Consider the following 23,165-nt stretch of genomic DNA (forward strand, 5'->3'; position numbering starts at 1 on the left):
TTTACATTTAAGCCCGCTAATAGCTGTACAAAACCTCCAGCATTGTGCCCGCACAGAATGCTAGCACCCGCACGCCTCTACAATCTGAAAACAAGAAAGGAAGTGCTATGTTGATGCAGAATATAGAAACAGAACCCTTAATTGAGGGTGTCAAAAGCCAAGCCAATATAAGTGCGAGGCTTGAACGCTTACCTATTACCAAACAAGTGTTCTGGGCCAGGAATATTATTGGTGCGGCCACCTTCTTTGACGGTTACACGGTTATTGCAATTGCTTATGCGATGCCAGTGCTCGCGAAAGAATGGAATCTTACCCCCACACAGATCGGTATGCTTCTTTCGTCCGGTTACATAGGCCAACTGTTTGGAGCGGTGTTTTTCGGCTGGTTAGCTGAACGTATCGGACGGATGAAGGTACTTACCTTCACCATTCTCTTGTTTGTTGCGATGGACATTGCTTGCCTTTTCGCATCGGGGGCGGCTGCCATGATGGCATTCCGTTTCCTCCAGGGTATCGGCACGGGGGGTGAAGTACCGGTAGCCAGTGCTTATGTGAACGAACTCATCAGTTCGAAGAAGCGCGGTAGATTCTTCCTGCTTTATGAGGTGATGTTCCTGCTCGGACTGGTAGGCGCGGGAATAATCGGCTATCTGCTAGTCCCAATCTACGGCTGGAAAGCGATGTTCGCGGTAGGATTGGTGCCCGCGACACTGCTAATTCCGCTACGGTTCTTTCTGTTTGAGTCACCACGCTGGCTGGCCTCCAAAGGCAGGCTCGATGAGGCTGATCGTATCGTTACTCGCCTGGAAAACAGCGCACTGAAGGCTGGAAAGAAACTGGCGCCCCCCGTCGAGGTTCCACAAATTCAGGCGCAAAAGAGCACTCAGGGCTGGCGAGAACTGTTCCGAGGCATGTACTTCAAGCGGTCAATGGTCATCTGGTCCATGTGGTTCGGCGCCTACATGGTAGCCAACGGCTTGATCACCTGGCTACCAACCCTCTATCGTCAACACTTCAACCTGTCTCTGGACACCAGTCTCGCCTATGGCTTCATTACATCGGCGGGTGGCGTTGTCGCAGCCGTCATCTGTGCACTCCTGATCGACAAGATCGGCCGACGCCGCTGGTATATCGGCGCGCTGTTTCTGGCAGCTGTTCCATTGTCCTGCCTCGCGCTTACCGGGGCGACCACCCCATTACAGATCCTGATGCTGGCGGGCTTGGGGTATGCCTTGGTGCAAACAGTCACCTTCTCTCTTTACCTGTACTCAGCCGAACTCTATCCCACTCGCCTGCGGGCCCTTGGCACAGGACTGGGAAGCGCGTGGCTGCGTCTTGGATCGGCCGCCGGGCCGCTCGTGGTAGGGCTTGCGGTATCCGGTGCAGGGGTGCATTACGTATTCGGTGTGTTTGCGGTAGTACTGGTAGTTACCGGATGTATTACAGCGTTGTTTGCGATTGAAACAAAAGGTCGAATTTTAGAAGAACTGTCTCCGTAACTATGGACACTTGTCGCGCTATAAAAACTGCAAGTCTGACCTTCCCAATTAACCTCAAAAAATACTCATCAGTGTTTTTTGCGCCACTGCACGCGTTAGCTGCGGAAACTTAGTAAACAGAGGAAATAAAATGAGCACTAAGAATATGATCGATCTCAAAGGCCTGGTACCGGCTCCTGTCACCCCGTTTACTCGCGATGGCAAGGTCGATTACGACGCGATCCAAAAACTGGGGTCCTGGCTGGGCAGCTTCGACGGAGTCAAAGGCCTGGTGGTTCTCGGCCATGCGGGGGAAGGAACATTCCTGACCCAGGCGGAACAGGCCCAAGTCATCCGAGCCTTCAACGAGTCGTGCGAGGGCCGTCTTCCCGTAATCGCTGGCATTACCGGAGAAGGTACTCAAGTGGCTGCCGAAGAGGCCAAGCGCGCCGTAGATAATGGTGCTGCAGCAGGCTTGGTTTATCCGTCTCACGGCTGGTTGCGCTTTGGCTACCAGAAAGGCGCAGCGCAGGATCGCTACCGTGCGATCTACGAGCACAGCGGATTGCCGCTGATCCTGTTCCAGTACCCGGATGTCACCAAGGCCACTTATGACCTGGAAACCCAACTGGAAATCGCCAAACAGCCGGGCGTGTTCGCCATGAAGAATGGCGTGCGCAACATGCGTCGCTGGGACACAGAGATTCCGGTAATCCGCAAGGAAGTACCGGACCTGCAGATACTCACCTGCCACGACGAATACCTGCTGCACACCATGTTCGATGTGGATGGTGCCCTGGTTGGCTACGGCGGTCTGACCCCAGAACCGCTGATCGAGCTGATCGCTGCAGGCAAACGTAAGGATTACCCAGCTGCTCGCGCCATCCACGACAAACTGCTGCCGGTGACACGCAACGTCTACCACCGCGGCTCCCACATGGAAGGCACCGTGGCACTGAAGCATGGCTTGGTTGCTCGCGGCATCCTGGATCACGCAACTGTCCGTTCGCCGCTGCTGCCGCTCGCAGAAGGTGCTGACCGCGAAATCGCCGATGCACTGCGCTCCGCCGGCCTGATCTGATCCAACGGACGGCGCGGCACTTTAGTGTCTCCCGTCCGGACGCTCATATCAAAACAGGGCTCCGCTACTGCGAAGCCCTGTCTCTACGCTCGTACCCATTGAGATACCTGACCCAATAGTCGATCAGTTCCCCCAGACGAGCAATTCGCAGAATTGTCTCCCAAGGGAATTGCAGATCGCTTGTGCCCTTCAATAAAAACAACAGGGGAAAATCATGGTCTTGAATTCAAACGCATTACATGTAACGGGCGCACTCCTCGTGTCAACCATGCTGTTGCAACCGAGCAGCTTTGCTCAGGGTTTAGTCGAAGACAGCACTGCAAACCTGACACTCAGAAACTTCTTTTTCGAACGCACTTTCACAGCGCCGAACTATCCGCAGGATAAGGCCCGAGAATGGACGCAAAGCTTCATCTTCGATCTTCGCTCTGGCTTTACCTCCGGCACTATTGGCGTCGGAGTCGACGTGCTTGGCAAATACGCCGTGAAACTGGACGGTGGTGCCGGCCGTTACGGCGCATTACTGCTACCCAAGGATAGAGATGGAGAACCGGCAGACAATTTCGGCCGGCTCGGGGTAGCGCTCAAGGCGCGACTTGGCGCAACGGAACTGAAGGTCGGCGAATGGATGCCAAATCTGCCGATCGTGACCGCCGACGACTTCCGCGCATTGCCGCAAACCTTCAAAGGCGCTCAATTATCCTCACAAGATATAAAACATTGGACGCTCTATGCAGGCCAACTCAACAAAAGCAGCTTGCGTAACGACTCCTCCATGGAGGACTTGGCCTTCGGCAGCGCCCACAGTGACGCTTTCAACTATCTGGGAGGGGATTATCGCTCTGAGTCCAAGAACACCACGGTTCGCCTTTGGTCAGGACAACTCGAGGACATCTATCAACAGCAATACGTTGGACTTAACCAACGCTGGCAGCTATCGAAATCGGCCACACTGAATACAAACATGGGCTATTTCTGGGGCAAGGATGATGGCAGCGCTAAAGCGGGACGACTGGATAACCGCACGGCTTCGCTGATGATTGGTTTAGGGTTGTATGAGCACACGTTCAGTATTGGTCTTCAACAAGTCAGCGGTGACACCGGATGGATGCGGATTTCCGGAACGGGAGGCATCTACCTAGCGAACAATACATTTAACCACGCGTTCGACAACCCCAGGGAAAAGTCTTGGCAATTGCGCTACGACTTAAACTTTTCAGGATACGGAGTGCCGGGGCTTTCGTTGATGACCCGTTACGTTCGTGGTGAGGATGTCAGACTGCAAAAGATCGATAACGGCTCTGAATGGGCTCGCGAAACGGAACTTGGTTATGTGATCCAAAGTGGTCCCGCCAAGAACCTGGCCGTACGCTGGCGCAATGCGAGCGTGCGTCGTGACTTCAACAACTCTGATTACGATGAGAATCGTGTGATCCTCACGTACCCTATCAATATTTTGTAAACCAAAAGCGATGCGAACAATATATCCGTCCTTATTGGCGTGCGGCGCAACACCCGAAAATAACCGCGGCTTATTTAAATCAGAATACTGCCAAGCAACAGGGCCGCTCTTACTACCATTAGCACTTAGTAATACAAGTGAAAACCACCTATCCTTTTGTCAGGAGTAAATAATTTTGAAACTATACGAAGCATGCGAAGTTATCGAAGTACACGGAAGTTTAAACACCAATGAAAAGCTCTTGGAAGGTTGGATACTATTGGCTGTGGTAGCCGGAGCCAACGCCTGGCCCTGGTACGTTTTAGGTAGAAAGGCTTCGTCAAAACAAAGCCAACAATCGAACTCAAATACCCAGTAAGTTGGCCGGACTTTAGTATGGGGCTGGCAATCGATACCTCCTATTCGTTTGCTCTTCTGGCGTAATCGTTCGCCCAACACCCATCTGGATCCAGGCGGAGCAAGCCCCTCTTGGCCGAGCTAGGGAACGCGCGCGGGCGCGCCTGCACGCAGTCCGTCCATGACGAGGTCCATGAGCCGGGTGAGGCGTGGCTGCCAGTCTCCACCGGAATCGATCTGCCAAATGCCGGCGATGGCCAGAAAGAAGTCGTCCGTGGTAACTCCCGGGCGAATGGTACCGGCCTCCTCATTAACGCCGAGCAGGAGTTGGGCCGCAGCGGCCACCGGGGCATAACCCGATTTCCCTGGGCAGTCTCGTGCGCTGGCGGCCTGACGGATTGCATCCGCCAAACCAGCCTTGGTCAAGGCGTATTGGGCAAGGCGATCCATCCACTCCCGCAGGGCCTGATCCGGCGGACAGGTCTGGAGCAAATGGGCTGCGAGATCAGCAACCTGCTCCATCTCGTAGCGGTAGACCTCCATTATCAAGGCCTCCCGGTTGGGGAAGTTGCGGTAAAAGGTAGCCTGCCCGACACCCGCCTTCTTAGCGATTGCGCTCAGCGGTACGTCCGCCGAACGTGTCAACTCGGTGATCGCCACTTTCAAGATACGTTCACGATTCTGTAGCGCGTCCGAACGTAACGGTGTGTCCATCTGCTGCGGCACTCGTCCTCCTTCCCGAACGGGATGTTCTTGCGAAACGGACAGCTGTCCGTTAGGCTTCGGTAAAACGGATATCTGTCCGCTTTTGGTTATTGTAACCACAATGCAAACAGGAAATCATTTCATGAAGACTACAGGCAACACGATCCTGATCACCGGCGGCACCTCAGGCATAGGGCTTGGCTTAGCGCTGCGCTTTCATGAGGCTGGCAACAAGGTAATCGTCGCCGGCCGACGTAAAGAGCTGCTCGACCAAATCACGACAGATCACCCGGGCATCGAGGCGATCGTGCTCGATGTAGCAGACCCCGCATCAATCACCCATGCGAGCGAAACGGTGGCAGCCGACTACCCTGAACTGAACGTCTTGGTAAACAACGCGGGCATCATGCTGGGGGAAAACCTCCGTGACCCCAACTGCCAGCAGATTGCCGAAGATACAGTCACCATAAACCTGCTCGGCACGATTCGGATGGTGTATGCCTTTTTGCCGCAACTGGTGGGCAAAGCCGACGCAGTCATCATGAATGTCACGTCTGCGCTGGCGTTCGTCCCGCTACCAGCCACCCCCACCTACAATGCAACCAAAGCCGCGATTCACTCCTTCACCGAGAGCCTGCGCGTCCAACTCGCCGACACGTCTGTCAGCGTGATAGAAATAGCGCCGCCGGGTGTGCGAACGACTTTGTTTGGCCAGCAGGATGATGAACAGTCCATGCCGCTGGAGGACTTCCTCTCCGAAACCATGACTCTCCTGCATGCCGACCCGGGGGCGCACGAGATTATCGTAGAGCGCGCCAGGTTCGTGCGCTACGCAGAGGCCAATGGCACGTACGACAATGTCCTGAGCATGCTTAGCACTGTAAAACCGACCCACGGCTGAGTAGCTGGAACAGCAGCGCCCCGTCAGTGGTGATGGGGCGACTTCCTGTCGCAATCCGCAATGACCGAATCAGTCATCTGAACCGGACACAGGTTCGATTTTCAGCACGCGACTCGCTAGACGCCAACCCGCCAGGGTTGGCCGAAGCTTGTCCAGGAAGGTAACGCTTGCGACTGCCCCATTAGCCAGCAGCCCCAGACCTTTGGACTCCGCGATGAGTTCGTCTCCTGGCCCATCTTGCACATACACATTGGTCGTGTGATGCGCCCGAGCATGGCCTTCCTGATCAAACATCCCTCGAATCGCGTCAATACCCGAAACAGGTGTATATCCGAAGATGCTGCAGTCATAGAGCGCATCGTCGGTAAGCACCTCATCAAAACGGTGCCATGCGCGCCTGTCAACGAGGTGACCCCAAAGGGATAAAAGCTGGTTGACTTCAACGATGTCACTGATGGACGGCTTCATAGATGATTTTCCGTGCTGAATGATGGGCTGGTAAACGTTGAGATGAGCGGCTCTGAATTTATTGATACTGATATCAGTATTACAGGATCTCTTGGTTACTAACCGACGATCGACCCTCTGCCAAAAAAGCCAATATTACAGACCTGCCTTACGCCAAACCCTATCGAAGATTATTGACCAGATCAAATTAACTGGTATATAAATTTAACAGGAATTTCAGCAGACAGAAAAATGCTGATACGCCCTGTCTGACGACAGCTCATAAAAATAAAAATGAAAGGGAGACGTCTTGTGAAGCGCCTGCTGTATCCGGCCATCGAGCTGATGAATCGCCTGAGCTTTGGTATGAAGTTCAGCCTGATCAGTATTCTGTTTTTCGTACCCATGCTGGTAATCAGTTTTTACCTGGTCCGCGATTCTTACGTTGAATTCCTGAGCACTCGTGTTGAACTGCAAAGTCTCGACCTGCTGAGTACCAGTCTGACCTTACGCAGGGATTTGGAAACCCTGGGCAGTCTGGTCGAAATCAATGCAAATCTGGGGCAATTGGGCAAGGCTGGTGATATTGAATCGAAAATCAGTAGCCTCGAACAGACCATTTTGAATCACTTGCAAGGCCTGACGGCGGTCAGCATCGACCCGGAACAAATCGCCACTTTTAATGGTAAACGCGACGAGATGGTTGCAGCGTTTCAGGCGCAGCAGGTAGATAAGTCCTTGCTGAGTAGAAGTACGCAGATCGAAAAGCTGCTCGGTAGTGCGCAGATATTGAGCAAGATCGTCGCCAGCCAGGCCAGGCTCAACCAGGATAGCAAGAGCGAAGTGCGCCAGATGAGTGATTTGATTACCAGTGCTACGCCACTGATCACTCAGACCATCGGCAAAGGCCGGGCGATGGGGGCCTCCTCTTTAGGTCAGGGCTTTCTCCTGTCATCAGCCAGCAGCCGTTTCGATGAATTGCTCCAGCAACTCGAGAAGCTACAAGGTGAATATGATTTGAGGTTGCAGGATGCTTTTGGGGCTAGCAAGTCCGCCCGTGACGCCCTGGATCAACTGGCCAGCGGCAGCCAGGCGACACTCAAGCAAAGCACTGGATTGTTCGAAAAACAGGTGGTCATGGCTGACACTCTGGATACACCCTGGCAAGCGTTTTATGACCAAGTCACAGGTTTGATGGAGAAAACCTACCAACTGAATGATGCAACCCTGGCCTTCCTCGACCAGGAGCTACAGCAACGCCTGGAGCAGAATCGTCTGCATATGCTGCTACTGGTCGCCGCCCTGACTAGCGTATTCCTGCTGATCGTCTACCTCTACGGTGGTTTCTATGTCTCGACGCGCACCACCCTGAAAAGATTGGGTGAAGTGATGAACCAGGTCGCAGCCGGGGACATGACCGTGTGCTTCACCGCCCAGAGCCATGATGAGTTGGGGGAATTGGGACAAGTATTCAATGGCACAGTGGCGAAGATTCATGACCTGATCGAGCTGGTCAGCAAGACAGTCATCGAAGTCGAGCAGCAAGCGGCACAAGTGGAGTCGATTTCCGCGGTGAGCAATCAGGCCGTCGCTGGGCAGCGCCGCCAGATCGAGCAAGTTGCCACGGCCATGAACCAGATGGCAGCCACCGCCCAGGAAGTGGCGCGTAGCGCTGGCGCAGCGGTCAGCAGCGCCCACAATGTCAATGAAGAGACGGTCAGTGGGCGCGGGCTGGTGCAGTCCCAGCAAGGCAGTATTGCCCAGCTGGCCTGCGAGATAGATCAGTCAGTATTGGTGATCAATCAACTGGCCAGCGATAGCCAATCCATCAGCCTTGTGCTTGAAGTGATCAAGAATATTGCCGAGCAAACCAATTTGCTGGCGCTGAATGCGGCTATCGAGGCCGCCCGCGCGGGTGAGCAAGGTCGTGGTTTCGCTGTAGTGGCTGATGAGGTGCGAACACTGGCCAAGCGTACTCGGCAGTCCACGGAAGAAATCGAGCAGATGATTTCTAGGATTCAGGGTGGCGTGGGCGCGGCAGTGAAGGCCATGAACGTCAGCCATCAGATGGCCAACGGCACAGTCAGCCAGTCGGAGAAAGTCCAGCAGGCCCTGGAGAATATTCTTGGCGCGATGGGGATGATCGTCGATCAGAACCAACAAATCGCCGCGGCAGTAAAGCAGCAGACGGCCGTTGCCCATGATATCGATCAGAACATCGTGGAGATCAACCGTGCTGGCGAACGTACCGCCGAAGGTACTTGTCAGACTGAACATGCCAGTCGCCAACTCTCATCGCAGGTGCTCCAGCTCAAACAACTGATCAGCGCGTTTCGCATCTGAAAAAACTTCGCCGACAGCGCTAATCTATCGCCTGATTGAACAGTTCTCGGGCACTTTCCAGTGCCATTGATTCCGGGTTAGGTATGCGCTCTGCGGGGCGGCAATTTCATCCATTGGTGGCAAGCCTGCACAGCAAGGAAGCGCTGGCTTATGGCATCAGCAGCGCTTCATGGATCTCAATGCAAGGTATCCCGCCATCCCTGCGCTTGCCTGCAAGCCAAACCCTCATTTTGCTCACATCGAAAATCTGTCCCTGCTCCATCAAGGATAATACGAGGGCATCAGAAACCCGGTAATGCCCGCAGGATGGACAGTCTCGTTCCTCCCAATCACCATCACACACAATGCGCTCGGCGGTTCCCGCACAAATGAGACAGCTCATGGGCGCACCCTTCTTTTTTCAATAATCGCTACCCGATCCATCATCGGCGTACCCTCCCCCCATCCAAAAGCCGTCGCCTATCCAGATTGCAGTGTTTTAAATCAATCAGCCACACATATGTCAGCATTGGTATCTGACTCCAGATAGAGAGGCGACATACCGTTGAGGCACGCGACAAGATTCGCAAGCGGAGCAGATTGCTCGACTGGCTCGATGAATATTATGGTGGACGCTTTCAGCCGAAGCGCTGAGATGAGATGAGAAGGGTATATGGGTCAGACCTGCGGAGGTACTGCACTGTATCCCAGGCCGTCAGGCCCACCCCGCTCACCAGGTTGATACGTCTCACTAGCTCTTGGGCAATGGGCTCGTAAGGCGTTACAGCCTCCTCCACCGCAGACTCGGATGCGGCAGGAGGAAGGCCGAAACTCCACTCTGATTAATCACATTTCCTGATGGTCAAACCGTTACGGAACCTCATATCCAATGCGGCGACGGGTGCTTTAATTGGACTGGACCTACTGGCCGGACGCGCCGCAACAAAAAATATGACAACGCTGGAATCAGCACTAAAGCCCCGATCATGTTCCAGACGAACATGAACGCTAACAAAAGCCCCATATCGGCCTGAAACTTGATCGGAGACCACATCCAGGTAATCACCCCAGCGGCCATTGTTATACCGATTAACGCAACCACTCTCCCGGTAAAGCCTACAGCCGCCCCATATGCCTGCGCCAGGGTTGCACCTTGACGCTGCATGACGAGTTGCACGCTAAGAAGGTAGAGGGCGTAGTCGACGCCAACCCCAACACCGAGTGCATGTACGGGAAGCGTTGCCACTTTCAAACCGATACCGGCCTTGACCATCAGCGCCTCACAAACCACTGCGGTAATAAGCAACGGAATGAGTGCGACGATCACGGCTCGCCAATTGCGGAATGTGACAAAACATAGCAACGCAACGGCGCTATAGAGCAATAACAGCATTTCGCTATGCGCTTTGCGCACCACTGTATTGGTCACAGCCTCGACGCCGGCGGTACCTGCGATTGGCAGGAACTGTATCTTGTCGGAGTCATGTGTCCGCGCGAAGTCTTCGACGATTTTTAGCATACGAGCCAGTGTTTCAGCCTTATGGTTCGTCAGATAGGCAATAACCGGCATAACCGAATAATCGGCATTTACCAGCTCAAGACCGCGTTGCGTATAGATGTTGTAGACCGCCACCCCAGCGTTGCTATTACGCGGAATGGTGAGCCATTTAGGATTGGCTTCAAACTGGCCCATGTTGACAAACGGGACATCCGCTGCAATCGAGGACACACCTTGCACGTCCGGGTCTTGTTGCAACAGCCAGCCGAGACGATCCATTTCTACGAGGGTGTTGTACTCCTGACCACCGTTCTTTGATGTTTTTACTATCACGGCAAATTGATCGCTCGATAAACCAAAGTTTCGGTTCACGAAGTCGACATCCCGGTTGTAAACCGAGTCGGGCCATAGCTCGGGGGCTCCCGCATCCAGATCCCCAACCTTCAAGTCGCGACTGATCAGCCAGCTTGAACCGGCCAGCACCGCGGCTACGACAAGGGCCGCTGTAGCCCAGCGCCGCTCGGTGAAGCGAGTGAGGGTGGCCAACCCCAGCCCCTTCACGCCTTGTCCAGGCGCTCGTTCTGAATCCAGTGCCAGGCGGCGCATTGCTGCATGGTGATTCACACCGATGTAGGAGAAGGCAACAGGGATCAACACCAACTTGGTTAAAATCAATATCGTTACACCGACACTCGTGATGAAGGCCATCTCCCGAATGACCGGAATATCCACCACCATTAGCACTGCAAAGCCCAGGATATTGGTCAACAACGCAGTCAGGCCGGCCAGAAACAGGCGGCGAAACGTATAACGCGCCGCAATGTATCGGTGCGTACCGCGAGCAACGTCCTGGGCGATCCCGTTCATCTTCTGTGCGCCATGACTGATGCCAATGGCAAAGATCAGAAACGGCACCAGAATCGAATAAGGATTCAACTCGCGTCCGAGCAACCCAATCAATCCCAACAGCCAGACCACGCCAAGTACCGATACCCCGACGAGTACGAAAGTGCTGCGCAGACAGCGGCTATAGGAATAGATGATCACCCCGGCGATGACCACCGCGGCCCCGAAAAACACCATGACCTTATAGAGGCCCTGGATAAGTTCGACCATCAGCACGGAGAAGCCAACTGCATGAATCTTGATTTTGTCGGTCTGAAGTGCAAGCAACGCCTGAATCCCCGTCCGACCGAATTCCTCATAGTTGAGCGGCTCTCCGGTGTCAGGGTCATAGTCCAGCATCGGTATCACAATCATGCTCGACTTAAGGTCCGGCGACACGAGCTGGCCAACCAGGTTGGCACGCTGCACGTTCAGCCGAAGTTTCCCGATCATCGAGGGCGAGCCGTCGAAACCATCTGGCATCACCGGTCCACCGGCGTAACCTTCCGCAATCACATCTGTCCAACGCACCGTAGGTAACCAAAGCGACTTTACCCAGCCGCGGTTGACGCCCTTGGTGACCATGGCTTGATCTGTCACCTTGGCCAACACTTCCAGGTAGGCCGGGTCAAAAATATCGCCATCCGTGTTTTCCACGGAGATGCGCACGGTATTGCCCAGAGCACTCAGATCCCGCAGGTGAGCCAGGTAGTTCTGCATGTAGGGATGCGACTGGGGAAGCATCTGTTCATAACTGGCATTCACGCGCAAATGCAGTGCCTGCCAGCCGAGCAAGATCGAGATCACGAGGCAGAGCAGCAGCACCGGTATGCGATTGTTAAAGATCAGTCGCTCAAGCCAATTTCCCGATTGAGTGTCAAAGTCTTCAATCCGTTTCACCACAGGCATAGCATTGAGATTTATATCGGCAGTCATGTCTGCAAAGGCCTATTCAAGGAGTAACGCTGCTAAGCGCGCGTACGCCGCCAAGACCGGCCAAGACCAAGGTCTTGCCACCAGCATCGACAACTCCGGTATACGGTCGCGCAGCGCCTATGTGCCACGCAGAAAAATGGCGGCCGTTGTCGTCGCTGACCCACAGACCCGCACCACCATCAACCAGCACCACCCGCCCATCGCCAAGCACAGCGCCCCCGGTCACCGAAGACGCACCAAGGCCGGATGATTGATCCCAGGTTTTGCCATCATCGCGCGACACAATGGCCCGGCCCAACAGACCGTAAGCCAACACAAAATCTGGCGTGCCGATCACACCAAAAAGGCTACCGCCTTCCGGTGGGTGAGTGCTGATGAAGCGCCCACTGGCGGAGTCCAGCTTCAACAACAAGCCTTGATCGCCGGCGATCCAAAACTCCGATCCGATGGAGCGAATCGCGTAAAGATGCCCGGTGCCAGGGTTGTCGACCAGATGCATCCAAGGTTTCCACGTCGCTCCGGCGTCCGTGGTGTGCAGCATCAGGCCCCATGCACCGACAATGAATCCTTCATTTGCATCGCTGAACCAGACATCAAGGAAGGGCCGGGCCCCCTGCTCCTTCACAAAGCGCCGGGACTCTGCGAGTGCAGCCTGCATGCGCGGGTCGTCAGCGGGCTGCGCCGCATAAAAATCGAGCATGAGTTGTGCCGCGCGTCGTCCATCAAGTACCAGTTTCCAGGTACTCCCGGCGTCAACGCTCTTGAGCACAACGCCGTCATGCCCCGTGGCCCAACCGACCTGCGGAGTCGGAAACTGGACACTGACCAAATCTACACTCACCGGCACTTGTGCCTGCGTCCACTCCAGACCCTGGTTATCCGAATACACGATATGGCCCCGAATACCGACCCCGACGATTCGAGTTCCGGCGACAGCTACCGCGATTATCGGAGCTGTCGTGGCCAGGCGACTGCTCATTGCAGGAACCTGTACCGGCTCGAGCACCGTCTGTCCGCCGCTCGCAGCACTCAGCGGCAGCACAAATGCCCACAGAGCACACCACGCGAGGGTGGCAAACTTCCCCATCAGCAAGGAGACAACTCCCGCTCTTTTCGGCCCTGCCGTCGATCGGCACATCGTGTATTCACCAACCATGGTTAACGGACCCCTCGCGCCGCGATCGCATCAGGAGACCAGTCACCCTTGCTCCAGGCATCCGCCGCCGCCAGCCCTTTCAATCCTGCCTTGATCGGTCCGTTGCTCGGCATGCCGCACATGACATAGACGTTGTTGGAAAGGTCATAAACCAGCCATGGGATCGCATACGGAATCACCTTGTCATAGAGCTGGATCGACATGGTCAGGTTGACCCGCAGCAACTTACCGGCGTTGTCGTATTGATCGGACATACCAGCGCCCGCGTTGTCTTCATCCCAGTAGAAAACCCGCTTCGAATAGAGATGGCGCTTGCCTGGCAACAAGGTGGCTTCTACCACCCAGACACGGTGCAATTCCCAGCGCATATAGTCGGGGTTCACAAACTTGGGCGATCCAACAGCCTCCATCCCCTTCTCAAAACTATTGGACTGCAATGCCCCATAAAGCTTGTAGAGGTTGTAGGGGATATACACCTCCTTCTTGCCAATCAGCTTGAAGTCGTAACGGTCCATACGCCCCGAAAACACCCCAACATCATCCAGCGTGACCATACCGGCACCTGCTGGAAACGGGGTGTCGTAAGCCAGCTCAGGAGCCACTTTGACTCGACGTTGCCCAGGCACATACTGCCAGGCACGGCGATCACCGGTAGTGAAGTCAAGTGGATCGAGAATCACGAACTGTTGCCCTGCCAGCGCTGCAGGCTCTAACGCACTGGTGTTTTGCTTGAGATAATAGGTGCTTCGATCCGGATTCTCCGGCTGATAGTAAGGATAGTCGTAGCGCATTTCCGAGTTCCCGGTACTGGTCTTGCGGCCGGACTGGTCAACATAGAAATTGCTGGAGGTAAACTCCGCAACATCGCCCCCGTAAGCCAGCAGATGGTTCCACATCACCTCGTGGCCAGTTTTGGGTATCGGGAATGGTGTGCCGCCTTCGGCACCAGTGATTCCGACGCCATTACCGGTCGTCTGTGTGCGCGTGGCGTTCTTGACGGATGCGTCAAGCACCGCTTGCGGCATCGCCACGGACCGGCGAGTCGGATAAACGTCCATCTTGTAGTCGGGGTAACGCGTAAGCAGCGCCTTCTGACCCTCAGTCAGCTTGTCGGCGTATTGCGCCATGTTTTTGGAAGTAATCGAGAACAGCGGTTTGTCGTCTTTATACGGATCTGGATAAATCCCACTGCCCTCCTTGAATTCGGCGGGCGACTTTTGCAGGCCACCGGTATAGGGCGGGATGCTGCCGTCCTTGTTGCCTGCGGCCTCGGCTCCCCACGGCGTGAGTGCACTACCAAGTTGTTTGGCTTCGTCAGCCGACACAGCAGCCTGGGCAACGCCTGCAGATGCAATCAACAGCCAGGCGAACGGTAAAATTAACTTTTTCATGTTGATACCTCCTCGCGACTCAGAATGTGGTTTTCAGGGTGAGCGAAACCCAGCCACGGTCGTCGAAGGTGTTACCGACGCCATTGACTGAACTCACCGCAGGTAAACCGTTGACGACGCCTTCCTTGGTCTTGAGCAGATAACCGTTGTACTGAAGACTGACGTTGTACTTGCTGCGCACGTCCGCGGTCAGGCCGATACTGTAGGAGCCTGCCCCTTGGTTACCCCCGAAAGGCACCGGTGAATTACCCTTCAAACCCGTCTGCAAAAACAACGGCGCCTTGAGATCGATACCGGGAAAAACCTGGTACCACACCGGCGTAAAGGCCAGCGCCAACCCCCAGGCGTCACGTGTTGCGCAACCGTCCCATTTGTCGTTGGTCGGGCACCCGTCATAGCCAACGCCGCTGAAGTTTTCTGCGTGGCTCGTCACCTTTTGCAACCGACTGTAGGTCAACTCGGCGACGTAGCTGGCGCTGTCGAAAACCGCATTGCCAGGCATCAGCCCCAGCACGTTAACCAGTGCGTGAAAGGTGTCACCACGAGGCTCATCGCCAACCAGCGTTGCATCGCCGTTGAGCAGGCCAGTGTCCATGCGGTAGACCATTTCGGCACCCACACTCAGACCGCCAACTTCTTTACTGAGACTGATCCCTGCAAGCTTCGTTTTTCGCAGGTAAGACAACCGCAAATCCGTTGGAAGGCCCGACTCCTGGAAGCCACCTAATACGTACTGCGGGAAGCGGTCGGTAAACTCGCGGTAGTAGAAGCCAAGCGCACCGTCCAGCACCTCGGGACGCCAGGATGCCTTGACGCCCCAGTCACCACTGTTCTTGGGCCGGTCTTGCACACCTAGAAAAGGCACAGGACCGATCGAGCCGGGAGGCAGCCCGGCTCCGGACGCAATCGCCGCAGCCGCTGCGGGATTGACCACATAGGTATTGCCGCCCAATGAGGAAAAGTCGACCGCACCCAAATAGGTTCCACCATCAGGCAACCTCGACGGATCCCATTCAAAGAAGTACTGCGCGCCCACACTGAAATTGTCAGCCAGCTGGGCTTCGCCTGAGATCTGATTCTGTGGCAAGTAGAGTTCTTTTGCTTCTGCACCCGGCGTACTGCCGAGCTTACGAAGATCTACAGGCCCCTGGGAGTACGAAACGCCATGTACGAATGAGAAAATCGACTCACCCCAGTAGAGGTTGTGACGCCCCAATCGCCCATCCACTGGCACGCTCCCGACATCGAAACGGCCAAACACAAACGCATCGAGTAGCTCCCCGGACGGGCCGCGATTCCAACGTTCGGTGTATGAGGAATATCGAGCGCCCGGATAGGCCGTGCTGGCATTTCCGAACGCCGGGTTGGATTTGACGTCGGTATCCCTGTAGGCGTCGTCGTACCAGCCCGCCGCGCTGACGCGACCGCCATACCGTTTCTTGTACTTGAAGTCGAACTCACTCATCACATCGATGCGATTGGTGACCACGTCACCTCGATCGAACTTCGAATCAGAATCGTCGTAGCGCGCGTTGTTGAGTAGCCCTTGGTCCTGCTTTTGAGCCCGCACGCCCACGTTGTAACGAAGGGTGTTGTCCCACCGGGCAGTCCAGTCGGGATCTTCAAGTTTGAGCTGAAACGCCGATGCCGCAAACGGCAGCCCGCAGCATGTCAACACTGAGATCGTCTGTTTGACGTACCTACCGCAGTAGGCCGAACCTGTTTTTCGCGCCATCGTTTCCACCCTCTTCTTATTTTTCTTATCTCAAAGGACCGATCGGACTCCCAACGGTCAATCGCCGCTATAAAAACCGTTCGGGGTTATCGGACCGGAACTACAAGGCCCGTTTCGCGCCCACACAGAGCTTGTGATACGAAAGACCAGGCACTCGAGAAACCAGCGCCCCTCCCCCGTACAACGGAGAGGGATCGGTCTCGGGGCTTCATGCGGATGAAGGAACTCTGCTGCGCGGGGGAACCCACTCCAGCTGGGGCGTGCTGCACGATGGGCAATAGAAAGGGATTGGCGTTTTCGCGCGACCGCGTGGTCACGGAACAGGCAATTTCGAGGTGTGTAACAGGTTCACGCACGGCTACACGGTACTTCACGAATAGAGTCACTTTTCGTCTCCATCTTATTTTTATTATGAGCAGCACATCTGCGTCTGCTAACCAGCGCATGACATTGCATAGAGGACAAGCTAGATCTATTTTTTAGGGATGTCAATATTATCTAAACAAGGTGTGTGACGAGTTCATTTGAGAATGATTACCCACAAAGTCACAGCTTGGATCCAGTGCATAAACACGGCACCCAACTGCGCTCACAAAGGTCTAAAGGAGTCACTCCCTTATCAATAATCCGCGACACGACACTGTTGATACCCCAGTCAAATAATATCAACGAATCGATGCAGCCTGATCCGCTGCCCGCTCAACCTCATAGCGGGCATGCAAGATCATCGCCCACTAAAGTTGGCTGAAGAAATTAAGGAGAGTCGACCCTCGCCCGCCCACCGCTGCGAATAGCGGTAAGCGAACGGGGAGATTATTTTGATCGAAGCTGCATACATCATGCATGCCTGGAACGGCATCACAGGTAAGAACACGCACGGCCACCCGATTGCCGGGCTACTTCGGCAAGACTGGACGCGCTTGTGACTCTATGGCGGCCGCCGATTAAACGGCTATCGGAATCAAACAGACAAAGGATCGTCGACCTCGAATATCTGGAATCTTCGATGGGTAATCCAGCCCGCAGCCTCACTCGATCGCCACTGCGCCATATGGGATGACGCCGAGTGTTCGTCGAATGCAGCCTTGCTCAACCAGGTTTCCTTGACTCGAATCAGCCCAGGATCAAGGACATCCTCGGCGTAGGTATAGTCCAGGCACCCGGCCTCCTCCCGACTCGCTGTAATCACGCGCTCCATTGCAGGCTTCGCTGCCTGGACCTTGTCTACCGGCAAACGGACCTCGCCAACTATCAGCAACATCATATTTTCCTTTATCCAGGGATGAGACTTCGCAAGACTTACTCGCGAACGGTGTTGGACTTTCAGACGACTTAATGAACGATGCTTTCCTTCTTGATCGCACCCTCGGACGCTGCCAGGGAAGCCTGCCATTCTTGACCATAGCGGGCCATAAAATGAGGGAATTCATTGGTCAAACGCTGTTCATCCACCCGCCCAGTGCGTCTCATGTAGTCGAACACAAGCGCTATCGGGCCAAGGTCGAGCTTCGACACGACATGCTCATACCAGGTAAAGCTTTTCTCCGCCGCACTGACTAGCTTCTGTTTTGCAGGCTCGCGCTCTTGACGGAAGGCTACGAGTGCCGAAGCAACATCCGCACTGTTCTCCAGGACCGAGACCAGAGCAATGGCATCCTCCATGGCGATACGGGTACCGGAACCGATGCTGGGATGCGCACTGTGCAGAGCGTCCCCAATCAACACCTTGTTGCCGACCGACCAGTTACGCACTCGGGTGACCGGGAGGCTATGCCACATTGATTTGTTGCAGATCAGCGACAGCCCCTTCAACTCCTTCGCGAACATCTGCTCGGTAAACCGTGCACTTTCCTGTTCGGTCATTTGACTCAGACCAGATTTCTCCCAAGTCTCGGCGTCGCATTCCGCGACAAAGGTGCTCATCTTTTCGGTGTAGGAATAGCCCACCGCCCAGAAATGGCCCAGCTCAGTCGTCTTGAAGCAGAGAATTGGATAAGGAAAGGCTGCCTCGGTGCCATACCACGCAAGCTTGTTGGTTAACGAATAGGTGGTTGTTCCGAAATCCTCCAAAAAGCCATTGCGAAGCGCGGAGTTGACGCCGTCGCCACCCACGACCAGATCGGCTTCGGGCAAATCTTTCGCCTCCATCCGGCTTCCGTAATTGACAACGACGCCAGCGCGCTCGGCACAATCCTGAAGGATCTGCAGCAACCGCAAGCGCGCAATCGCCGCACCGTAGCCGCCACCCTCGATAAAGATCTCCTCCCCTTTGTGCATCACCACGCGGTGCCGCGAGATAAAGCAGGACCGCATGATCTCGTCATAAGATTCAAGGTCCGCCTGCTTCATGCGATCCATGCCTCGGTCGGCCAGCACGATGCCGAAACCATAGGTGGCGTCGCGCGGATTCTGTTCATAAACCGTCACCTCCGCACCCAGCCTTTTACGAGCCAGAAGCGCGAAATATAGCCCGGATGGACCACCTCCATAGACCACGATCTTCATGACTCTGATACCTCATTTTCGATGCGCATAGTGTCGCGACCATACTCCAGGATGCGACCGCAAAAGCCGCCCGTCAGCGCACTGTTCCAGAGCGCCGGACCTAGTCCGAGGGCCCTTCGCTCGAAGTGGATCTGATCATCCGACTCAATCCGCCAATAGCCATTCACAGGCTCACGCACGGTGCAATTTGCGACCGTAAGCGCTCCGTTGATTAGCGGTAAGAATTCGGGAATGTCCGGCACGAAGATTCTGACCATTATTTGGCTTGCTCCATTTGGGCATCGAGCATGGCGCCCTTGGCTTTCCAGACACTTTCGATATCCTCCATCCGCAGCCCCTGACCCGTGCACTGCTCTTCAACCGCGATAGCCGCAGCGAGCGTCAATGCTGCGTCCGAGATGTCGAGCGGCTGGAAGGGCCGTACCGGTCGTCCGATCTCGAGGTAGTAGCCGTTTGGATCACGAAAATAGATCGACTCCACCACTTCGTGCTCAATCTGATACAAAACATCCACGCCCCGAGACTCGAGCAATTGGCGCCACGCCATTAGCTCTTCCCGTGTCTCTACGCGCCAGGCGGTATGGATTGCATCATTGTCATATTCCGGGCGGTGAATGAGATGATCGGGCTGCTCGTCACCCAGATAGTAGAAAAATGCAATGGTGCTGCCTTTGCCACTATCAAAGAAAAAATGCAGAAAATCGGGATGCTCCGATGGCCCCCAACCTCGCGCCGAAACACAATGGACAAGCGGCAGCCCAATAACATCGCGATAAAACTCGAGTGTCTCCCGTAGCTTCCAGGTAGGCCGGGCAGTATGGTGGACACCATTCAGTAGCAGTTGCTTGGTCATGGCATTTCCTGTCTGGCTAGTTAGTAACTACGTCGCGCTGTTCGAGCCGCTTCGCGATGTCTGTTCGCAACGCCGCCTTGTCTATCTTTCCGACCTTGGTTAGCGGCAGCGCGTCGATCGTCACGACTCGTTCAGGCCATTTGAACTTGGCCAGGCCCAACCCCTCCATGTGTACCTGGAAATCGTTGACGCTTGGCGCCTGATGCCCACCTCGCAGCACGACATAAACGCAGACCCGCTCACCCAGAATCGGGTCAGGCATACCCACGACGGCGCATCCGGCAACAGCGACATGAGTTGAAACTGCAAGCTCGACTTCTTCACAGTTGATCTTCTCGCTTCCGCGATCGACGACATCCTTGAGCCGTCCAGCAAAGGCGTAATAGCGCTTGCCGTCGATAACACGACGAACCAGCAAATCGCCTGGCTTGTAGAAGCCATCGGGCGTGAAGGCCTCGCGGTTACGCTCGGGAGCATTGAAGTAGCCCGATACCGTATACGGTCCACGGCAAATCATTTCACCGATCTCGCCATCGGCGACCTCGTCCATTGTCCCCGGCACAACAAGCCGCACCTCATCAAAGCTGGAAAGAGGCCGTCCGACCGTCCAGTCCCGCGCCTCTTCAGAGTCACCGGGGCGACAGTACATATTCATGCCTTCGGACATTCCGAACAGGGCGTAAGTTGGACGATCATATTTCTCACGCAACGTGCGGGCAGAATCCGCCGACCAGAATGCGCGCACATGCCCAAGCGCAGCGGGCTCAAGATCGAACGCAGCTTCAAGTCGCGGCAAAAGCGGGCGGATCACGCCGATATAGGTGGGCGGCGTGCGTTTGAAGGCAGCAGCCCAAGCCTCTGGCGTCAGGTCTTCAGGAATCACGAATGCAGCACCAACCAACAGGACTGGCATGATGAAACAAATCATGCAGGCGTTGTGCATCATCGGCATCGGCATAAACATGACATCGTCATGCCGATAACCTATGGCCTCGATGGTCAGGGTCGCGTTGAGCAAATAGTCGTTCTGCATGCGAGGAATAACCTTGGGAACTCCGGTCGTGCCCCCCGACAACTGAAAGACCGCAACCTGGTAAGCATCTCTCGGCACTGCCCTAACCGTCGCGTATGCCTTCGCCGCATCGGTCGCAGCAATCAGGTCTTCCATCCGAGCGACACCATCGCGCGGCCGCCCTCGGAACGAGATAACGTGGCGAACGGTCGGAATCTCCGGCTGCATCTTCAGCGCAAACGCCTCCAGATCGAACTTCGCGTCATCGCCCTGGACGATGAACGCCTTCGCATCGACATGCCGGCCGAGATAGGAAATCTCGCGCTCGCGATGGGGCGCCAGCGTGCAAGTGGGGATCAACCCCGCCTTGAGACAGGAAATCAGGGCAATGATGAGCTCGGGTGAGTTACCCGCCTGAAAGAGCACCCGATCAAGCGGCATGAGCCCCATTTCAAGCAACGCGGCAGCGAACCGATCGGTCCGCTCATCAAGTTCGGCGTAACTGATGATGCCATCAGTAGTACATAAGGCCGGCGCACCGGCATTGTCTGCGAACGAAGCCATCAGGGCTTCAATGAGACTGGTCTCGGACAGCTCACCGCTTTCGACATAGGTTCGCAGACGGTCAAGCGGTGGATAGACAACTCCGGGCAAAGGATCACGGACGCCGATCATAGTGATGCCTCCTTCTTGGAAGGGCTTTTCAACTGAACCGCAGCGGCGGGAAAGCGTGGCACGAGCCATTCAATCAAACGCTCAGCTGCAATCTCCTGACCATTGCGCTCGTCAAGACGCAGTGACTGACCATGATGGTTTCCGCGGATATCGACACGCTGTTTGTCACTGGTGGCAATGCTCGCAAAAATACTCGCGGCGTCGCCGGGAAAGACACTGTTGTCGCCGGTGTAGTACACGACGAATGCCGGCTGATTGATCGAGCTGCCACATAGTTCGAATGAGGCCCGCGAGGTCAATGCAGACCATGTCGAAAGCCAGCTCTCCGGCGTGCACACCCGTGCGAAACTAACGCTCCCCATATTGGACACAGCAGGATTGGCGCCCCACACACTGCCCCATCGGCGGTCCGAGGGATCCAGCGACAAATCGAAGCAGCGCAGGTCGGCATCGGTGCGCCAGACGGTGAACACACCAGAAAAGGCAGCTCTCAAGGCATCACCTCCGCAGCCGTCGGCGATCATCTTCTTCTGCGCCATGCGCCTGTCGATACTGCTGATGGCCGCCGCATCGATCCGAGCGATTCGGGCACGCTGAGCGGCGCGATATCGCTCAACGAAATCGTGGGAATAGTGAGCGCCGCCGGCTTTTCCGTCGCTGTAGCCATTTGCAGGACTAAACGGATCAAGCGAGGCATCAACCGAAAAAGGATCGTTCTCGTCGGTCAACGAGGGATCGATCATATTCATCAGCAGTCGACCCTGGCCCGGGTGCGGCGCGACGAAGACAAAGCCGTCCGCGATTGGCATGGACGCTTCGGCCAACCTGGTCGGCCGTCCACCCGGCGTGTGGGCAACGCGCTGGTCGCCATTGAGCTGCGATTGCTGATTATAGTAGGCAAAGAGACTTGCACCACCAGAGTTGCCGAGCATGACGATCTTCTCGAAAGCCAACTCGCGCAGCTTATTCATACCCGAGGCGACGTCGTGGAGCGCCAGTTCGTGCTCCAGACGTATATCGTTTCCAGTCGAGCGCGGCGCCTGCACCCAGCACGCATAGCCTGCTGAAACCAGACCGGGCACAAGGTAATGCGAAACCAGTAGCTCACGGGGATGCATGATGTATACGACGGTTCGTTCACCGCCACAGGCATGCAAATACCCCATGATCGGCGCACCGTCGAAGGTCACGCCTGGGTAGACCACTGTACGCATATCACTTGGCAGTAACGCCGGATTCCAGGACGCACCGCGAAGGCCCGCTGTCACCTGCCGCTCAAGTGTCGGATTATCTTTCTTCGTGCCGGTCATTCCTGCACCTTCTCAATCAAGTTCTATTATATTTATTATCTATCTTAATTAGCATCCAGATAGCATTTTCCGTCGCACTCAAATGACCGGTGTACACCTCACACTCATCGACTACCGGCGTCGTCACCCTCTGACAACCGGGCATCCTGATGAGCATCGACAGCCATTCAGCGCCACACACAATCAAACCTACCGAACTATAATTAATAGGTCAATCATTTTTATCCGCACCTTTCACAGACATAGATCCCCTGCGTGAGCATGCCGCCTGGCGGACGACCATGACCCAGTAGATACCCGCCACACTTAACTCAAGCGACTTATCAAGAGCCGCCCCTAAGCAATCGTATACCCGTTGCGAAAATTTCGAAAATGTCGAAGCGCGCAATTTTATTGACACCCCAATTAATCAAACCTAAGCTCGAGTCGCACTTGGAAAGTGCCATGTGCCCGCCAGCGGTTCCGCACGACAAACCT

At 55.3% G+C, this 23,165-nt stretch carries 16 protein-coding genes and 1 pseudogene; 6 read left to right on the forward strand and 11 right to left on the reverse strand.

The features are described from left to right. The first annotated feature begins 107 nt into the window (after window positions 1-107). The 3 genes from KGB18_RS09840 to KGB18_RS09850 all read left to right on the forward strand — a co-directional run bounded on the left by KGB18_RS09840 (window position 108) and on the right by KGB18_RS09850 (window position 4,021). Complete coding sequence (locus KGB18_RS09840; protein WP_223569747.1) at window positions 108-1,499, forward strand: MFS transporter; 1,392 nt, start codon at window positions 108-110, stop codon at window positions 1,497-1,499. A gap of 130 nt (window positions 1,500-1,629) precedes the next feature. Next, on the forward strand, window positions 1,630-2,559 hold the full coding sequence (locus tag KGB18_RS09845; protein WP_263292336.1) for a dihydrodipicolinate synthase family protein: 930 nt from the start codon (window positions 1,630-1,632) through the stop codon (window positions 2,557-2,559). Window positions 2,560-2,773: 214 nt separating this feature from the next. Next, window positions 2,774-4,021: an OprD family porin gene (locus tag KGB18_RS09850; protein WP_223569748.1), complete on the forward strand. Its 1,248-nt coding sequence runs from the start codon at window positions 2,774-2,776 to the stop codon at window positions 4,019-4,021. Between the two features lie 477 nt (window positions 4,022-4,498). Here the strand turns inward: KGB18_RS09850 and KGB18_RS09855 are convergent, their stop codons facing one another. Next, window positions 4,499-5,071, reverse strand: coding sequence for a TetR/AcrR family transcriptional regulator (locus KGB18_RS09855; protein ID WP_032830684.1), 573 nt, complete (start codon window positions 5,069-5,071; stop codon window positions 4,499-4,501). A gap of 133 nt (window positions 5,072-5,204) precedes the next feature. Here KGB18_RS09855 and KGB18_RS09860 point away from each other — a divergent pair, with 133 nt between their 5' ends. Then, window positions 5,205-5,963, forward strand: coding sequence for an SDR family oxidoreductase (locus KGB18_RS09860; RefSeq protein WP_223569749.1), 759 nt, complete (start codon window positions 5,205-5,207; stop codon window positions 5,961-5,963). A gap of 69 nt (window positions 5,964-6,032) precedes the next feature. Here KGB18_RS09860 and KGB18_RS09865 read toward each other — a convergent pair whose 3' ends face one another. Further along, on the reverse strand, window positions 6,033-6,431 hold the full coding sequence (locus KGB18_RS09865) for a nuclear transport factor 2 family protein (protein ID WP_223569750.1): 399 nt from the start codon (window positions 6,429-6,431) through the stop codon (window positions 6,033-6,035). Between the two features lie 1,260 nt (window positions 6,432-7,691). On the opposite strand from KGB18_RS09865, the pseudogene KGB18_RS30020 reads away from it, so the two are divergent. Together KGB18_RS30020 and KGB18_RS30025 are read left to right on the forward strand one after the other, a co-directional pair. Then, window positions 7,692-7,895: pseudogene (locus tag KGB18_RS30020) on the forward strand (HAMP domain-containing protein); the annotation flags it as partial. Window positions 7,896-8,048: 153 nt separating this feature from the next. After that, on the forward strand, window positions 8,049-8,753 hold the full coding sequence (locus KGB18_RS30025) for a methyl-accepting chemotaxis protein (RefSeq protein ID WP_411736817.1): 705 nt from the start codon (window positions 8,049-8,051) through the stop codon (window positions 8,751-8,753). 859 nt (window positions 8,754-9,612) lie between these two features. On the opposite strand, the gene KGB18_RS09875 is transcribed toward KGB18_RS30025, so the two are convergent. The 9 genes from KGB18_RS09875 to KGB18_RS09915 form a co-directional block, all read right to left on the reverse strand. Further along, window positions 9,613-12,051 (reverse strand): efflux RND transporter permease subunit, encoded by a 2,439-nt coding sequence (locus KGB18_RS09875; protein ID WP_223569752.1) that lies wholly within the window; start codon window positions 12,049-12,051, stop codon window positions 9,613-9,615. Between the two features lie 16 nt (window positions 12,052-12,067). After that, window positions 12,068-13,138 carry a WD40/YVTN/BNR-like repeat-containing protein gene (locus KGB18_RS09880; RefSeq protein WP_223569909.1) on the reverse strand — a complete coding sequence of 357 codons (1,071 nt, stop codon included), beginning with the start codon at window positions 13,136-13,138 and terminating at the stop codon, window positions 12,068-12,070. Between the two features lie 71 nt (window positions 13,139-13,209). Continuing rightward, the gene (locus KGB18_RS09885) at window positions 13,210-14,598 is read right to left on the reverse strand and encodes a DUF1329 domain-containing protein (RefSeq protein WP_223569753.1); all 1,389 of its coding nucleotides are present in this window, start codon (window positions 14,596-14,598) and stop codon (window positions 13,210-13,212) included. Window positions 14,599-14,617: 19 nt separating this feature from the next. Next, window positions 14,618-16,333, reverse strand: coding sequence for a DUF1302 domain-containing protein (locus KGB18_RS09890; protein WP_223569754.1), 1,716 nt, complete (start codon window positions 16,331-16,333; stop codon window positions 14,618-14,620). A gap of 961 nt (window positions 16,334-17,294) precedes the next feature. Further along, window positions 17,295-17,594 (reverse strand): putative quinol monooxygenase, encoded by a 300-nt coding sequence (locus tag KGB18_RS09895; RefSeq protein ID WP_223541920.1) that lies wholly within the window; start codon window positions 17,592-17,594, stop codon window positions 17,295-17,297. Window positions 17,595-17,665: 71 nt separating this feature from the next. Next, window positions 17,666-18,838, reverse strand: a complete 1,173-nt coding sequence (locus KGB18_RS09900) for an FAD-dependent monooxygenase (RefSeq protein ID WP_223569755.1) — start codon at window positions 18,836-18,838, stop codon at window positions 17,666-17,668. 256 nt (window positions 18,839-19,094) lie between these two features. Continuing rightward, on the reverse strand, window positions 19,095-19,691 hold the full coding sequence (locus tag KGB18_RS09905) for a VOC family protein (protein WP_223541922.1): 597 nt from the start codon (window positions 19,689-19,691) through the stop codon (window positions 19,095-19,097). Window positions 19,692-19,707: 16 nt separating this feature from the next. Continuing rightward, the gene (locus tag KGB18_RS09910) at window positions 19,708-21,378 is read right to left on the reverse strand and encodes an AMP-binding protein (RefSeq protein ID WP_223569756.1); all 1,671 of its coding nucleotides are present in this window, start codon (window positions 21,376-21,378) and stop codon (window positions 19,708-19,710) included. Continuing rightward, window positions 21,375-22,688, reverse strand: a complete 1,314-nt coding sequence (locus tag KGB18_RS09915; RefSeq protein WP_223569757.1) for an alpha/beta hydrolase — start codon at window positions 22,686-22,688, stop codon at window positions 21,375-21,377. Before KGB18_RS09915 ends, KGB18_RS09910 begins: the two co-directional genes overlap by 4 nt. Window positions 22,689-23,165 lie beyond the last annotated feature (477 nt).

This window comes from Pseudomonas sp. BF-R-26 (assembly GCF_019947395.1).
Taxonomy (GTDB): domain Bacteria; phylum Pseudomonadota; class Gammaproteobacteria; order Pseudomonadales; family Pseudomonadaceae; genus Aquipseudomonas; species Aquipseudomonas farris.

Coding starts and splice junctions, on each gene's coding strand:
- KGB18_RS09840 (WP_223569747.1), top strand. CDS start 108: ATGTTGATGCAGAATATAGAAACAGAACCCTTAATTGAGGGTGTCAAA.
- KGB18_RS09845 (WP_263292336.1), top strand. CDS start 1,630: ATGAGCACTAAGAATATGATCGATCTCAAAGGCCTGGTACCGGCTCCT.
- KGB18_RS09850 (WP_223569748.1), top strand. CDS start 2,774: ATGGTCTTGAATTCAAACGCATTACATGTAACGGGCGCACTCCTCGTG.
- KGB18_RS09855 (WP_032830684.1), bottom strand. CDS start 5,071: ATGGACACACCGTTACGTTCGGACGCGCTACAGAATCGTGAACGTATC.
- KGB18_RS09860 (WP_223569749.1), top strand. CDS start 5,205: ATGAAGACTACAGGCAACACGATCCTGATCACCGGCGGCACCTCAGGC.
- KGB18_RS09865 (WP_223569750.1), bottom strand. CDS start 6,431: ATGAAGCCGTCCATCAGTGACATCGTTGAAGTCAACCAGCTTTTATCC.
- KGB18_RS30025 (WP_411736817.1), top strand. CDS start 8,049: ATGGCAGCCACCGCCCAGGAAGTGGCGCGTAGCGCTGGCGCAGCGGTC.
- KGB18_RS09875 (WP_223569752.1), bottom strand. CDS start 12,051: ATGACTGCCGATATAAATCTCAATGCTATGCCTGTGGTGAAACGGATT.
- KGB18_RS09880 (WP_223569909.1), bottom strand. CDS start 13,138: ATGGGGAAGTTTGCCACCCTCGCGTGGTGTGCTCTGTGGGCATTTGTG.
- KGB18_RS09885 (WP_223569753.1), bottom strand. CDS start 14,598: ATGAAAAAGTTAATTTTACCGTTCGCCTGGCTGTTGATTGCATCTGCA.
- KGB18_RS09890 (WP_223569754.1), bottom strand. CDS start 16,333: ATGGCGCGAAAAACAGGTTCGGCCTACTGCGGTAGGTACGTCAAACAG.
- KGB18_RS09895 (WP_223541920.1), bottom strand. CDS start 17,594: ATGTTGCTGATAGTTGGCGAGGTCCGTTTGCCGGTAGACAAGGTCCAG.
- KGB18_RS09900 (WP_223569755.1), bottom strand. CDS start 18,838: ATGAAGATCGTGGTCTATGGAGGTGGTCCATCCGGGCTATATTTCGCG.
- KGB18_RS09905 (WP_223541922.1), bottom strand. CDS start 19,691: ATGACCAAGCAACTGCTACTGAATGGTGTCCACCATACTGCCCGGCCT.
- KGB18_RS09910 (WP_223569756.1), bottom strand. CDS start 21,378: ATGATCGGCGTCCGTGATCCTTTGCCCGGAGTTGTCTATCCACCGCTT.
- KGB18_RS09915 (WP_223569757.1), bottom strand. CDS start 22,688: ATGACCGGCACGAAGAAAGATAATCCGACACTTGAGCGGCAGGTGACA.